The sequence below is a fragment of the Shewanella sp. Sh95 genome, from assembly GCF_001308045.1.
Lineage (GTDB): Bacteria > Pseudomonadota > Gammaproteobacteria > Enterobacterales > Shewanellaceae > Shewanella > Shewanella xiamenensis.
Window position 1 is genome coordinate 12,526 of record NZ_LGYY01000185.1, and the last position, 14,719, is coordinate 27,244.

Consider the following 14,719-nt stretch of genomic DNA (forward strand, 5'->3'; position numbering starts at 1 on the left):
ACTATAGTTGTTAACAAAATGGAGTTGTGCAGCTGCATTGCTGTAAACAGCTTTATTAACCGTTATTAAATTTCAGATTAACTCATATTTCATAAAGTGACATTGCTCACACTCAATTTCCCCATCCGATAAAGCGTGAGCTACATCACGCTAAAAACCTCAGTCTAAAAATGATATAAAATAATAAAAATCATATATTTAAAATAAATCATTAAAAACCACCGTTCCTTTTAATAAGAATCTGAGTGACATAGATCACACCTTAATATTGTCTTAAAAATTCATTAAGTGCCCATTAATGAAATAAATGGATCAGTTAATTGCAATACTGATCGCTAATTTAGTGAAGATCTGATTTTTTATAACTAAAAAGCACACAAGTTAAATTAATTATTGAGCATAGGAATATACAAACCACTCTTTAAGTGACATTGGTCACAGTTGAAGAAATCCTATGAGAGAAGCCTCCCGCAGCACTGTAAATTAGCATTTCATACAGCAGTCAAAATGATCTAGATCATATAAGTTCAACCCCGAATAGCGTCTAGTACACACCACAGAATGTCGTAACAGTGATTATTAGTAGTGAATACTGCTGATTTATCCACCATAAGTTCTGATATCGAAGCACCAATAAGATTCCTATAAAAAATAAGACAGACCACTTTATGTAGAGGCAAGCATGACAATACTCCAACTCCTCGCCAGCTTGACGCCAGTGCTCAGTGTAATGATCTTTCTTGTATTACTGAGAATGCCCGCGTCAAAAGCTATGCCCATTTCCATGGTAGTTACGGCCATCGCCGCCGTATTTATTTGGCAAATGGATACCACTCTATTGGCCGCATCCGTTCTTGAAGGACTGCTGTCAGCGATCACGCCATTAACCATCATCTTCGGTGCGGTATTCCTACTTAATACTCTGAAATATTCAGGTGCAATGGATACTATCCGCGCAGGCTTCACTAACATCAGTGCCGATGCCCGTGTACAGGTGATTATTATTTGTTGGTTATTCGGCGCCTTTATCGAAGGTAGCGCTGGCTTTGGTACGCCAGCCGCCATTGGCGCGCCACTGCTGGTACTGCTGGGAGTACCTCCTGTCGCCGCCGCCGTAGTCGCCTTAATTGCTGACTCAGCCTGCGTATCATTTGGGGCAATTGGTTTACCCGTGCTCTTTGGGATGGAACAGGGTCTTATCCAAGGTGGTGTAAGCATGGCTGCTGAGCAGTTTGCTGCCCATGGTGGAACCTATGCGGGTTATGCTCGATATATCGTAATGCATATGATCACTATCGACTTAATCACAGGTTCATTAATTCCACTGGTTATGGTGACAATGCTGACCGGGTTCTTTGGCCGCAACAAATCCTTTAAAGAAGGCTTAGCCATTTGGAAATTTGCGATTTTCGCAGGTCTTGCCTTTACTGTCCCCGCCTGGATTATTAACTACCTTGCAGGCCCTGAATTCCCATCAGTTATTGGTGCATTAATCGGTATGGCACTGGTGATCCCTGTTGCGCGTAAGGGCTACCTACTGCCTAAAACACCTTGGAATGATTTCGCAGAGAATGACAACCAAGAAGGTGTGAAGATCGAAGCGAAAGCCCAGTTTTCACAAATTGCCGCCTGGACACCTTATATCATCATGGCTGCGCTGTTAGTGTTATCTCGTACAGTCACACCACTGAAAGCTTGGTTATCGAGTTTCAACATTAGCTGGACAGGCCTGATGGGTACTGAGCTTAAAGCGAGCTTTGCAACCTTATACGCCCCTGGCGCCTTCTTCGTCGCAGTGTGTATTATCGGTTTCTTCCTGTTCAAAATGAAAAGTCCTGCGATTAAGCAATCCATCGGTGTTTCATGCAAATCAATGTTACCGACGATTATTTCATTAGGTGCTTCAGTACCTATGGTGAAAATCTTCTTAAACTCAGGTGCTAATGGTGCTGGACTAGCCTCTATGCCAGTGGCCTTAGCCGATATGTTGGGCCATTCAATGGGCGCGGTATGGGCATGGATGGCGCCTATCGTGGGGATTTTTGGTGCCTTCCTATCAGGTTCAGCGACATTCTCAAACATGATGTTCTCAAGCCTGCAATACAGTGTGGCTGATAATGTTGGCATGAACCATACGCTGATATTGGCACTGCAAGGTATCGGTGCAAACGCCGGTAACATGATGTGCGTAATGAACGTGGTTGCCGCAGCAACTGTAGTAGGTATGGCGGGTAGAGAGTCGGAAATTATTCGTAAAACCATGCCTGTAGCCCTTGGCTACGCCTTACTTGCAGGCACTATCGCAACACTTTGGGGTGGCTTCTAATCCATCTTGTTCGAAGTCACGCCGAGTGACTTCGACTTTCTTCTATAAGATAAAGAGAGTGATGTTATGTCGATTAACTACAAAGAGGTCATCAGTGATCTCAGAACACAATTAGGTGATCGTCCGGTGACGGATGATCCCGTCCGTCGTTTTGCTTGGTCTACCGATGCCAGCTACTTCAGAATCGTGCCCGAAGTTGTTGTCCATGCCGAGACCTTAGAACAGGTAAAACTCACCTTAGCCGTTGCCCGCAAGCATAATGCGCCCGTCACATTTAGAGCAGCAGGCACCAGTTTATCTGGCCAAGCGATTGGTGAAGGGATACTACTTATCCTTGGCCATGATGGTTTTAGAAAGATTGAAGTCAGTAGCGATGCAAAACAAATTACCTTAGGTGCCGCAGTTATTGGTTCAGACGCGAATGCTGTGCTAGCGCCATTGAATCGCAAAATCGGCCCCGATCCAGCGACGATTGCTTCGGCAAAAATTGGCGGAATTGTTGCTAACAACGCTTCAGGCATGTGCTGTGGTACTGCTCAAAACAGTTACCAAACCATCGCATCGGCAAAACTGTTGTTTGCCGATGGCACTGAACTCGATACTGGCTGTGAAAAATCTAAGGCTGAGTTTGCTAAGACCCACGGAAAATTACTGCAAGATCTGAGCGAGCTCTCCCATCTGACACGCCATAACACCGTATTAGCCGAGCGCATTCGTAAAAAGTATTCCATCAAAAATACCACTGGCTACGGTATTAACTCCTTAATCGATTTTACCGACCCATTTGACATCATTAACCACTTAATGGTCGGGATGGAAGGTACGTTAGCTTTCATTAACGAAGTCACTTACCACACTGTAAATGAAGCTAAATTTAAAGCCTCAGCCATGGCTGTATTCCATAATATGGAAGATGCTGCACGCGCCATTCCGCTGATTAATGGTGAAAGTGTTTCTGCGGCCGAACTCCTTGACTGGCCATCCATTAAAGCGGTAACAGGCAAGCCAGGCATGCCAGATTGGTTGTCGGAACTGCCTGCGTTATCCGCGATTCTATTGATTGAATCCCGTGCGGATGATGCTCAAACGCTCGAACGCTATACCCAAGATGTCAGTACCAAGCTGGCTGGTTTTGACTTCATCCGTCCGATGGAATTCAGTACCAATCCCGCGGTTTACGACAAGTACTGGGCGATGCGTAAAGGGCTTTTCCCAATTGTCGGTGGCGAGCGTCCAAAAGGAACCTCAGTTATCATCGAAGACGTGGCCTTTGAGCTTGAACATCTAGCCGCAGCAGCTCACGATATCACTGAGCTTTTCCATAAACATGGTTACCCTGAAGGCTGTATTTATGGCCACGCGCTGGCAGGTAACTTCCACTTCATTATTACTCCGACCTTCTCCACTCAAGCCGATATCGACCGCTTCCATGCCTTTATGGACGATATTGCCGATATGGTGATTAACAAGTACAACGGCTCAATGAAAGCTGAGCATGGCACCGGCCGCGCTGTGGCACCGTTTGTTGAAAAAGAATGGGGACAAGATGCTTACACTTTGATGAAGAGCATCAAACAACTATTTGATCCTCAGGGTATTCTAAACCCAGGCGTTATTCTTAACGATGATGCGAACGTCCACGTTAAAAATATTAAGCCCTGCCCTGTTGTCGATGATTTTGTTGATAGATGTATTGAATGTGGCTTCTGCGAAAAAACCTGCCCAACATCAGCACTTAACTTCTCGCCACGTCAACGTATCGCTACTCTGCGTGAAATCGAACGCTTAGAGCAGTCCGGTGATAAAGCTGCGGCCGCTAAAATGCGCGCCGATGCAAAATACGATGTGATTGATACCTGCGCCGCCTGTCAGCTTTGTACTATCGCCTGTCCAGTCGATAACAGCATGGGTCAGTTAGTCCGTAAACTACGTACACCTTATATCAGCACCACAGAGCAAAAAGTATTGGATTTCCAAGCCAAGCATTTTGGCGCGGTAAACCAAGTGATCAGTACGGGCTTTGATGTACTTGGCGTTATCCATAAAATCACCGGCGATGGCATTACTAATGCACTGATGAAAACGGGTCGGCTGATTTCTAAAGAAGTGCCCTACTGGAATCCGGACTTCCCCAAAGGCGGCAAACTGCCTAAACCGTCACCCGCCAAAGCAGGCCAAGAAACTGTTGTTTACTTCCCAGCCTGTGGTGGCCGGACCTTTGGTCCAACACCTAAGGATCCCGATAATCGCACCTTGCCAGAAGTGGTTGTAACCCTACTAGAGCGCGCGGGCTATAACGTTATCACGCCAGAAAAGACCCGCGATTTATGCTGCGGCCAAATGTGGGAATCAAAGGGCGACTTTAAAAACGCCGACGCCAAACGCCAAGAGCTTATCGATGTGCTCAGCAAGATGAGCAATGGCGGCAAGATCCCAGTGTTAGTCGATGCCCTATCTTGTACTTATCGCACCCTCACGGGTAACCCAAAGGTACAAATTACGGATCTAGTTGAGTTTATGCACGACAAGCTGCTGGACAAGCTGACCATCAACAAAAAGGTCAATGTTGCTTTGCACTTAGGTTGTAGTGCTCGCAAGATGAAGTTAGAGCCTAAGATGCAAGCCATTGCCAATGCTTGCTCGGCGCAAGTGCTCAAACCTGCGGGTATTGAATGTTGTGGATACGCCGGTGAAAAAGGTTTATATAAGCCAGAAATCAACGCCAGCGCCCTGCGCAATATTAAGAAGTTAATCCCAGTTGAGGTTAAAGAAGGCTATTACGCCAACCGTATGTGCGAGGTCGGCTTGACCCAACACAGTGGTATTTCCTACCGCCACTTAGCGTATCTGCTCGAAGAGTGCAGTCGCTAACACACTGACCAAACGGGGCTAAAGATAGCCCCGTTTTTCTTTAGAAGAAAACTATTCTCATTTATCGACAACTCCGCAAAGTTAACGAAATAAATCTTAAAATAAAAACCAAATTAACCATTTAAAATCATATTGTTAAAAACTTCTCATTTTTGCAAAAATCTAGTAGATCATTTACTAAATTAGGGCTACTTATTTACTTTAGATAAGCCTATATTGGATCAACTACCTTAGCATTTGTGTGGACTTTGGGGCCACAATGCAAGGCAATGTCGTTCACTAACAAGAAAGAGAAAGCACAATGAAAATCGCCCTTTTCATCCCGTGTCTTGTTAACCAAATGATGCCGGATGTGGCCATTGCCACTCTGGAATTACTGGAAAAACTCGGACACCAAGTGATTCTACCCGCAGGCCAAACTTGCTGTGGCCAACCGATGACTAACTCGGGTTGCTTTGATGCAGCACGCAGTACCACCTTGAAATTACTCAATGCTTTCAAAGGTGTAGAATGCGATGCCATTGTTTGTCCTGCCGCTTCTTGTTTAGTGGCCGCCAAAGAAAATTTCCACGAGTTTGATAGCAGCCCAGAAGCTCAAGCCGTTATCGACAAACTCTATGAGCTGACCGAGTTCCTCCACGATATCGCTCCCATTCCCGCCTTCAACAAACCTTTTGCCCATAAGATCAGCCTGCAACTAAGCTGTCACGGCATTCGTATGCTGAGCCTTGCCACGCCAAGCGAGCAAATGGGTCCACGATTCAACAAAGTTGAAGCCGTGCTTGCCAATATCGCTGGTATCGACATTGTCTATCCAGACCGTCGCGATGAATGCTGTGGCTTTGGTGGTACTTTTGCCGTCGATGAAGGAGCCGTATCCGCCAAGATGGGTAAAGACAAAGCCCAAGCCCACGCGGCAACAGGCGCGCAATATGTGGTTGGCTTCGATCCCTCTTGCCTCTTGCACCTCGATGGCATGATCCGCAGACAGCAATTGCCGATTGAAATTCGCCACATAGCGCAAGTGCTTAACGCCGCGCTCTAGGAGACCCACTATGGCATATCAACATAATCACGGGGCCACGGGTTCACAGGTTCACGCTCATAAAGCCGATATTTTCTGCCGCGATGAAACCCGAGTTGACTGGCACTCTAAAGCCCTTTGGGTGCTGCGCGAAAAACGTGACCGCGCCGCTGGCAGCTTACCCGAATGGGAGCAACTGCGTCAGTTAGGTTCTGAAATCAAACTGCACACCTTAACCAACCTTGCACAATACCTTGAAACCTTTGAGCAAAACTGCCTTGCCAACGGCATCAAAGTGCATTGGGCTAAAGATGGTGCCGAGCACAACCGTATCGTGCACGAGATCTTAGCTAGCCATAAAGTGAAGAAGTTAGTTAAGTCCAAATCCATGCTCACCGAGGAATGTCATCTCAATCCTTACTTAGAGCAGCGTGGAATTGAAGTCATCGACACCGACTTAGGTGAGCGCATTATTCAGCTCGCGAAAATGCCGCCTTCGCACATTGTGGTGCCCGCTATTCACATGAAAAAAGAAGAAGTCGGTGACCTCTTCCATGAGAAACTCGGCACTAAAGCGGGGGCAGCCGATCCCTTGTATTTAACCCGTGCCGCCCGCGCGCATTTGCGTGAAAAATTCCTCAGCGCCGATGCCGCCATGACAGGGGTAAACATGGCGATTGCCGATAAGGGCGCCGTGGTCGTTTGTACCAACGAAGGTAACGCCGATATGGGCGCTAACCTGCCCAAGTTGCAGTTGCATTCAATGGGGATCGACAAAATTGTCCCCGATATCGACAGCGCCGCCGTGTTACTACGCACCCTCGCACGCAACGCAACTGGCCAACCCGTCACTACTTATAGCGCCTTCTACCGTGGACCACAGGTCGATGGAGAGATGCATGTGATCATCGTCGATAACGGCCGTACCGAGATGATGAAGGATAAAATCCTTGCCGAATCATTGAAATGTATTCGTTGCGGCGGTTGTTTAAATACTTGTCCTGTGTATCGCCGCTCTGGTGGTTACAGCTACAACTACACCATTCCCGGCCCGATTGGGATTGCGGTGGGTGCCAAGCATGACGATACCAACTCCATCGCTTGGGCTTGTACTCTGTGTGGTAGCTGTACCTATGTCTGCCCGACCAAGGTGCCGCTCGATAAGATTATTCACCACCACAGACGCCTTAAGGCCGAAGCCGGACAACTCCCCTACGGCAAAAACGGCTATATGCCATTAGTGGGTAAATTTATGGCAAGCACGACTCTGCTCAATTGCTCAATGGGCGCGGCCCGAACTGCACTGCGCATTCTGCCGGGTAGTCTGCTCAAGCCCTTTAGCGGTGCCTGGGGTAAATACCGTGAACTGCCAGTCGCCCCCAACTCCAGCTTCGAAGCTTGGTTTAAGAAACACAGGAGCCTATAAGATGTCTAGTAAGCACGAAATTCTCAATGCGCTCAAACTGTCGGCTTTAACAAACCATCCTATGCCGAGCATCGATGTCGCCCCAAGGGTTGAAGATCTGGTTGGCCAGTTTGAAACCAATCTGAAAACCGTTGCGGGTACACTTCACCGTGAAGGCGGCCTCGCGGCACTGCAAGCCAAAGTGGATGAGCTTGTCGCCCAAGGCTTACAGGTTATCTCCCTCGTTGAGGGCATCACAGCAAACCGTGATGTGCCACCAACGGCTCACGAGCTCAGGGATATCGATTATGCGGTGATACCTGGGGATATTGGTGTTGCCGAAAATGGTGCCATTTGGGTAAACAATAAGAACTTAGGCCACAGAGTAACGCCTTTTATCTGTGAAAACCTGATCTTAGCCCTGCCAGCCAATAAGATTGTGCCAAACATGCATCAAGCGGCAAAAGAAATCACGCTAGCCTCAGGTGAGTTTGGGGTGTTTATCGCCGGTCCCTCAAAAACCGCCGATATCGAACAAGCCCTCGTCGTCGGTGCTCACGGCGCCTGCAGCTCGAACGTGTATTTGCTGTAATGCCTCAAGATTTAATGTAACCAAGAAACGCAAAGGTTACGGGACAATCGAAACATGAAAGCCGACCTTTATTGGCGGCTTTCTTATTTAAAATTTAGCATAACAATATTTGAAACATTTGATTTATAAGGGTTATTCGCCTACAGGTACAGGCTTGCCATGGCATTCGCCGCCGACTCGGTGAATAGAGAAATCTAGGATTTCTAAGCTTATGAACGAGAGCCATGGTCGTTCTCACGTATCCCTGCATTGCACGACATTCAGGCGTCCTACCTATAAGATGGCGAACGGGCTGTTAAACACGGATGTAGTGCAAGTCAATCAGTGGATGCAAGGCCGCGCCGTACTGCTCTTTGATGAGCGCCGCAGCCTAAAGCAATAACTAGTGATAAGTAAAGGATCTTTATCAAGTCGCTTTAACCAGATGCGATAGCGCAATACTGAAGATACCTTACGAGTATCCTCGACGCGGCAGGTCGTATTCTCGACTATATCTATTAGGCATTTATAGTAAAGGTGAGTAAATGAACGAGGTATTACTACAAATAAAGGCGCTCACCAATAGTGATCCTTTGTTGACGGCTGTCATTGTTGGAGTATTAACATTTACGTTAATTGGACTCGTAGGCTACATGCTAAAAGATGTCCCCGCGAAACTGTTAAGTTGGCTCAGTAGCCTGCTATTTGTGCGGCTCACTATAGACGATAGCCATCAGGCACGCACAGAGATATTCAATAAGCTGTCCTTTTTGATCAGTAATACTACCATTCCGTTTTTTTCACGTTCTATCTCTGAGGCTGTGTACTTTGACTATGGTGTGAATTACGACGGGCGTGTCAGTGTTAAGTCTATCGGCTATGGTATGCATCTGTTTAAATACGGTGGTTGTTTTATGTTGGCAACCCGTACTAAGGTCGATAGTTCGATGGCATACGATTCTATTACTGTAAGAGCACCATGGTGGGCAAAAGATAAACTATATCGTTTTTTAGAAGATACTCGTGGAGACATTCCTACTGAGCCGAAAGTGAATATTTTCGAAGAAACCGAATGGTGTCGCTACGGTACATTGAAATCATCGGGTTTTAGTGACTTAGTGCTAGATGAAGGGTTTAAGCAGGACTTGATGAGGGAAGTTGATAACTTTGCAAGTCGGGGAAAATCGGTTGTCAGTAAGCTAACCATACTGCTACATGGAAAAACGGGCACGGGTAAGACGGGTATCGCGAGGGCCTTAGCGGTTGAGTATCATCGCGATCTATACATATTGAATCTATCGACTGTCAATGATGCCACTATTCATAAAGCGATTAGAAAAGTAGCGCCCGGAGCGATGTTGTTAATAGAGGACTGTGATTGTGTAAAGGCTACGGTATCACGTACAGCTGAAAGCAACGTAGACAACCCACCACTCACTTTAGGTGGCGTACTAAACGCGTTAGACGGCGTCATTCCTCTTGATGACTGCCTTGTCATAATGACCACAAATCATCTCGATCATCTTGACCCTGCGTTGATACGTAAAGGTCGTGTAGATGTCAGTATTGAAGTGCCGCTTATCAGTGCAAAGCAAGTTAATGAGGACTACTTTGAGCGTTTTGGCGCAGTACTGAATAGAACTGAGCCATTGTTAGGTTGTGAAGTCTATGAACTCCATCGCAGAGCGAGCTTAAGATATGGAGTGTGTTGTAAGCCAGTGTAACCCTCTTCCTCCTAAATGGACTCATTCAATGGTCAACTCTATTTGGCCAGCGCTTTAACCGAGTACTTATAGGGTCTGAGTTAACTTTCCTCAGGCCCTTTAACTTGCCAAACTCAGTAGTGGGCTTGAGCCAGTTTTCATGAGGATATTTAATCTTGTCAGTAACTTAGTGCTAGTTTCACTGATGGCGCCACGTTTATCATTGCGAATGATTCGCCCAGTATCCTCTTCTACCAATTGTTCTCTAAGGGCAGGTCATATCTGCACAAAAGTCTCTTTCAAAATACGACCTTAGCACCTTCAAATTCTCAATCAGCTATTTGCATAATAAAGTGTCAATAACCAACATCGGACTTGTTCAACACTTGCCATGCCTTTTGAGAATGGGTCGCGGCTACGCGCGGCCTATCCTTATTTGTTATGCAAATTCTTCAGGGCTCAGAAACTCCATAACTCGAAGGCGTCCTTCAAAAAGGATTTCCTGAGTCGCTGAATCATTATGGATTCCTAACCAATATTGTCTTGCACGTTTTAGTGTCATCTCCATTGGCTCGCTATCACCTAAAAGGTGCTCATCACTACCAGTGTGCAGACGACCTTGCAATCTAACCCGCGCTATTTGAAAACTTTGTCCCTCGAGCCCTAAACGCTCAAGCCAGAACCTGACACCTTCCCGTTCTAGGATTAACCAGATGCACCGCTGCCTTGATGGCAAATGAGGAAACTCTTGCTTTCTTATATCTTCCCAAATCAACTCTCTAACATAAGCAACAAAATGCCTAATAACCTCACTAGCAATATCAGCCACATGAGGAGAATTGATCTCACCTCTAGCGACACTCCCAACAAACTTTGCAGCTGGTACCATGATAGAACCTGATTCGGTGTTTACTGAATACTCTTTTCGTTGAGTCTCAAAAAACTTGAAATATGGATTACTCTCTCCACCAATATCTATTTCCTGTCCTTCTCTCCACATTTCAAATGGAGACCAAGGAGCAGCTCTATTGATGTGAAAATAATCACGTGCAGTATCTGCAATAGTCAATTGTTCCTCCTGTATTTGCATAGACGCTGCAATATGGGGCGTATTAAGCTTGGCTAAAATTAGCGAAGAATGAGCGCCAGCCAAGCTTTAGACGTCCCATTCATAATTGCTTTGTTATGCATTATCTCCGCTTATAAAGCAGACCAAATGAGCCTTTTGACCAACTCTCTGAAAAGTAGTCACCAACTTTTAGTGATTCAAAATGCCTCTTTGAAACATCAAGTTTAGTTGGCTCGTTGGTATGAGTAGTTTGAATATAAACATAGTAACTCATACCACCCTTAGTACTTTCATATGTGTCTAGCTCGACAATTTCACCCGTTAGTTGAACTTGTTGCTGTTCCCCAACCATTGCGTTTAGTCCCATAACATAGCCACCACTTATAAAAATAAGCATTGCTGCAATCATTGAAGTCCACAGAAAACCTTTTACTTTTCCTGCTTTCCTTCGATATTTTGGAACTTTAAAAAGGTACACATAAAAACAAAGCGCGCCGATAGGAAGAGATAAGAACTTAAATGCCCAATCGTATGATTCATTTAGGATTGTGTCGTACATAAATGTTGGAGCGACTCCAACTAAGATATATACAAGAAACGCCCAATCCCCATACTTTTTTAAATAATACTCCACAATTCATCCATAATTCATAAAGCTCAAAGCAGGCGCGCCGCGTTTTGGCGTCGCCCTGCCTTTGCTTGTTAAATTTTGACCAGCTTCTGCACACCATTACCCATCCTTGCGTTGTTGAGTGTGACAAAGCCAGAACCATCATTAAAAGCATAAAATACAGAATTTTCGTGCAAAACTTGTTTCAAATTCTCAAGTTCAGCGGGATTACTCGGCTCTACTATCCAGATGCCTGCGGTCACGTAAGCTGGATTGGTTCGATCTATAGTACAGCAATATTCAAAGTCGGCTAGTGCAGTAAGTAGTGGTCTTAAACCACCAATTAATGTATCCGATTTAGCCAACTTTGCTTCAAGGGATATTACCATTGCCATTTTTGAATAATCGAGATCATCAGAATCCAGATCTGAACTGTTGGAATAGGTAATGATGTATTGCCCATCAGGAAAATAAGTAGGAGCTCCTTCCATCACCGTAACCAGAGCCTTTGGATTTGAAAATTGAAACTCCAAATCTTGAACATCGCTCATCATAGAAACAGATGTAAGTACAATGCCAGTTGCAGAAATTAACCATTTTTTTAGACTTTCTTTATTCGGGAATTTCTTCTCGTTCATCGCACGAATCTCTCTGAGAAATTTAACGTCTTAGTATTTATGCGCTGCGCTGTTTGCAGGGCATAAATCGCTTGTTGACTCAATCTTAAATATGGCCGTTGCTACATCCGTGCCAATTGGTATAAATGATGCTATAGGAATTTGCTTTTTTGCGGTAGCGGTTTTTTATACAGTTTGATGGGTAATTACTTGATATCGTTTTAGCTTTCTCATTCTTTTACGCTCACTGTCGACTGGTTTTTGACCTTGGTTGACAGCATTCTGACCTCACATTCAGGCTGATGCTCGTACCGCCCCCCCCCTCACAGGCTTGCGCCTATAAGTTTGACTACTTTTCACTGTCAGCCATTCCGCTTCATCTTGAGGGCGTGGCTATCCTAGCTGGAGTACTAGCTGGCTTTAAAATATCGGACGGGCATGACTTCTAGGTTTAAAGTAACCTCATCACATTAGCTTTTCTATAGCCACTGCTTTATTCACCCTACTTGAATTTTTAACTTTGAAACACACTTTGGGGCAATAACTTTTAGCTGAACGAACTGCCAGAGGGGTCGTGAAGATTGGCATTGTTGCACCAGTGACCGTTGGCGACATGGATGTCGCCGTCGAGCCTATAGGGACATATTCACGGCGTGTCACTGGGGAAACAATGACAATTCACTCAGTACACCTAATGATCAAGCTATCTTGCTTTGAGGCACTTTGAGTTTACGAACAACACTATGGATAACATAAAATGGCAGCGCAAAACCTTCGCTGCCATTTTGATGAACAAGCCCAGTAAACCTTTCTACAACACATCACTACATAAAGGCTTTCGTAAAGGCTTCCTTCGACTGGCGAATATAATTGCGTGCACTTTGAGCATGTTGTTCCCATACCGCCCTATCGCTTGGATCGGTAAAGGGATTTTGCTCGGCGGCAATCGAGCGCTCAAAGCGGTCATAGAAGGTTAACATCGCTGAAGTAATTTGATTAAAACGTTCTTTAAACTCCTGAAACTCATCCATTTTTTCAGTCGTTTTAATCATGTACTGTACCAGTTCAGCATTACTATTAGAGGCAAGTAAGGCTTCGGCTTTGGCGCTGATATTGGCATTCACTTCAGCCATGATTTGCGCCCGAGTCTGCTCATCTTTACTCATCACCTTACTGTAATTTTCGGGCGTACGGGCAATGCTGGCGTGTTGCAGATAGCTACGCAGATGTTTGTCTAAATCCTTGCGGAAATTATCTAAGTTCTTCTGCATACTGACTAAATCATTATCGAGTGCGGTCACCTGTTGCAACTCTTTTTCGATTTCAGACATAAAGCGCTCGGCCTGCTGGTAAATCTTAAGGCCGTTTTCCTCGGCAAACTTTTTATCACTGCGACTTAAGTCGCTGTTGTCATAGTTTGAGCGGTCAAAGGTGGCCGCAAGGAAGGATTTAAAAGGTTCAGCAAAGGCTGAGTAGGCGCCAGCACTCACTACATTTAAGGTGGCGGTTGCTAAGTCGCCAAAGGGCTTAACCATAGAGCCTAAACGCGCCTGTTGAATCGGCGACGCAATCCGCTTAGCGTCAGTTAACACCGACCTAAAGGTGTTATAACCCAAAGGGTTAGACATTTTATTGCGCTCAGAGGTCGCCAGTACAAAGGTGATACTGGAATAAATCGCGTTCGAATACTCAAGGTATTGTCTTTGGCTTTCGAGCTGGGCGGCGTAGTTTTTCCCCAGCGTTCTAAAGGATTCGGCCTGAACCTCGTAGTTTTTGTCTTCTTTAAGTTTATCTAAAATGCCGCCGATAATTTTTTGCTCGTTTTTTTGCAGGGCAATATCTAAGCGAATTTTATCGAGGGTTAAATCATCCAAACTGATAGGGCCATTAATCGCTTCAATATCGAGGCGAACATATTGACGACTCGGATCGTCAATCGACACCCGATGGGCTAAATATTCATTTGTGCCAGGAGTAACATCGATAAGCGCCACATGCTGCCACTGGGCATCCAGTTTTAATACGGGCGATGTGAGCACATTAATCCGATATTGGGTTTGGATATTTTGAGTTTTTACCCAAAACTCTAATAGACCCGCTTCCGATACAGGGTATTTACTGACAATACTGCTATTGCCTTCTGCACATAACAACGCACTCTCGCCACTATGGGGCTCAGCACCCTCAAATTGGCACCCCATGATCCAAGACCAAGGTTGTGATAAGCGGTTACCCTCAAAATCGCTAGCAAACACTAACTCATTATCCTTGGCGCTGGCGTTAACACTGGTTAACACGCCAAACAACAGCATAGAGATGACTGCAGCGGTGTGCATAAGAGCCTCTTAAAACTTAAATAACAAACGAAAAGCCAGACAAAGTGGCCCAGAATTTATCCTATCCACCTGCATTACTGTCAGTCGGTAACGGTATTTTATCGACAACACTCATACTACAGACTGAGCTCATTTTAAGCAGGGTTTAAACCAGCGAAATGTATCAGAGCGCATGCCGACACGCCAG

Annotated in this window: 11 protein-coding genes and 1 pseudogene; 7 read left to right on the top strand and 5 right to left on the bottom strand. The window is 45.4% G+C overall.

The annotated features are described in order from the left end of the window. Positions 1-682 precede the first annotated feature (682 nt). The 7 genes from AEA42_RS13585 to AEA42_RS13610 all read left to right on the top strand — a co-directional run bounded on the left by AEA42_RS13585 (position 683) and on the right by AEA42_RS13610 (position 9,921). The gene (locus tag AEA42_RS13585) at positions 683-2,326 is read left to right on the top strand and encodes an L-lactate permease (RefSeq protein WP_047535865.1); all 1,644 of its coding nucleotides are present in this window, start codon (positions 683-685) and stop codon (positions 2,324-2,326) included. Between the two features lie 66 nt (positions 2,327-2,392). Further along, positions 2,393-5,197 (top strand): FAD-binding and (Fe-S)-binding domain-containing protein, encoded by a 2,805-nt coding sequence (locus AEA42_RS13590; RefSeq protein ID WP_055648001.1) that lies wholly within the window; start codon positions 2,393-2,395, stop codon positions 5,195-5,197. A 301-nt stretch (positions 5,198-5,498) separates the two neighbouring features. After that, positions 5,499-6,242: a (Fe-S)-binding protein gene (locus tag AEA42_RS13595; RefSeq protein ID WP_037416062.1), complete on the top strand. Its 744-nt coding sequence runs from the start codon at positions 5,499-5,501 to the stop codon at positions 6,240-6,242. A gap of 10 nt (positions 6,243-6,252) precedes the next feature. Further along, positions 6,253-7,647, top strand: a complete 1,395-nt coding sequence (locus AEA42_RS13600) for a lactate utilization protein B (protein WP_055648002.1) — start codon at positions 6,253-6,255, stop codon at positions 7,645-7,647. A gap of 1 nt (position 7,648) precedes the next feature. Further along, entirely contained in the window at positions 7,649-8,218 is a 570-nt protein-coding gene (locus AEA42_RS13605; RefSeq protein ID WP_037425853.1) for an LUD domain-containing protein, read from the top strand. A 211-nt stretch (positions 8,219-8,429) separates the two neighbouring features. After that, on the top strand, positions 8,430-8,600 hold the full coding sequence (locus AEA42_RS22680) for a hypothetical protein (RefSeq protein WP_181159879.1): 171 nt from the start codon (positions 8,430-8,432) through the stop codon (positions 8,598-8,600). A gap of 142 nt (positions 8,601-8,742) precedes the next feature. Next, positions 8,743-9,921: an AAA family ATPase gene (locus AEA42_RS13610; protein WP_037425855.1), complete on the top strand. Its 1,179-nt coding sequence runs from the start codon at positions 8,743-8,745 to the stop codon at positions 9,919-9,921. Positions 9,922-10,021: 100 nt separating this feature from the next. Here AEA42_RS13610 and AEA42_RS22935 read toward each other — a convergent pair. From AEA42_RS22935 to AEA42_RS13630, 5 genes and pseudogenes are all read right to left on the bottom strand, one after another. After that, positions 10,022-10,149: pseudogene (locus AEA42_RS22935) on the bottom strand (transposase); the annotation flags it as partial. A 190-nt stretch (positions 10,150-10,339) separates the two neighbouring features. Continuing rightward, a complete protein-coding gene (locus AEA42_RS13615; protein WP_157173863.1) occupies positions 10,340-10,969 on the bottom strand; it encodes a DUF2441 domain-containing protein in 630 nt (209 codons plus the stop codon). Between the two features lie 121 nt (positions 10,970-11,090). Then, positions 11,091-11,603: a hypothetical protein gene (locus tag AEA42_RS13620; RefSeq protein WP_037425858.1), complete on the bottom strand. Its 513-nt coding sequence runs from the start codon at positions 11,601-11,603 to the stop codon at positions 11,091-11,093. A 68-nt stretch (positions 11,604-11,671) separates the two neighbouring features. Beyond that, positions 11,672-12,217, bottom strand: coding sequence for a hypothetical protein (locus AEA42_RS13625; RefSeq protein WP_197278440.1), 546 nt, complete (start codon positions 12,215-12,217; stop codon positions 11,672-11,674). A gap of 803 nt (positions 12,218-13,020) precedes the next feature. Next, positions 13,021-14,532 carry a hypothetical protein gene (locus AEA42_RS13630; protein ID WP_055648003.1) on the bottom strand — a complete coding sequence of 504 codons (1,512 nt, stop codon included), beginning with the start codon at positions 14,530-14,532 and terminating at the stop codon, positions 13,021-13,023. Between the last annotated feature and the right edge of the window lie 187 nt (positions 14,533-14,719).

Excerpts from the sequence above, each read along its gene's own strand:
- AEA42_RS13605 (WP_037425853.1), top strand. The coding sequence starts at position 7,649 with ATGTCTAGTAAGCACGAAATTCTCAATGCGCTCAAACTGTCGGCTTTA.
- AEA42_RS13610 (WP_037425855.1), top strand. The coding sequence starts at position 8,743 with ATGAACGAGGTATTACTACAAATAAAGGCGCTCACCAATAGTGATCCT.
- AEA42_RS13600 (WP_055648002.1), top strand. The coding sequence starts at position 6,253 with ATGGCATATCAACATAATCACGGGGCCACGGGTTCACAGGTTCACGCT.
- AEA42_RS13625 (WP_197278440.1), bottom strand. The coding sequence starts at position 12,217 with ATGAACGAGAAGAAATTCCCGAATAAAGAAAGTCTAAAAAAATGGTTA.
- AEA42_RS22680 (WP_181159879.1), top strand. The coding sequence starts at position 8,430 with ATGAACGAGAGCCATGGTCGTTCTCACGTATCCCTGCATTGCACGACA.
- AEA42_RS13590 (WP_055648001.1), top strand. The coding sequence starts at position 2,393 with ATGTCGATTAACTACAAAGAGGTCATCAGTGATCTCAGAACACAATTA.
- AEA42_RS13585 (WP_047535865.1), top strand. The coding sequence starts at position 683 with ATGACAATACTCCAACTCCTCGCCAGCTTGACGCCAGTGCTCAGTGTA.
- AEA42_RS13630 (WP_055648003.1), bottom strand. The coding sequence starts at position 14,532 with ATGCACACCGCTGCAGTCATCTCTATGCTGTTGTTTGGCGTGTTAACC.
- AEA42_RS13595 (WP_037416062.1), top strand. The coding sequence starts at position 5,499 with ATGAAAATCGCCCTTTTCATCCCGTGTCTTGTTAACCAAATGATGCCG.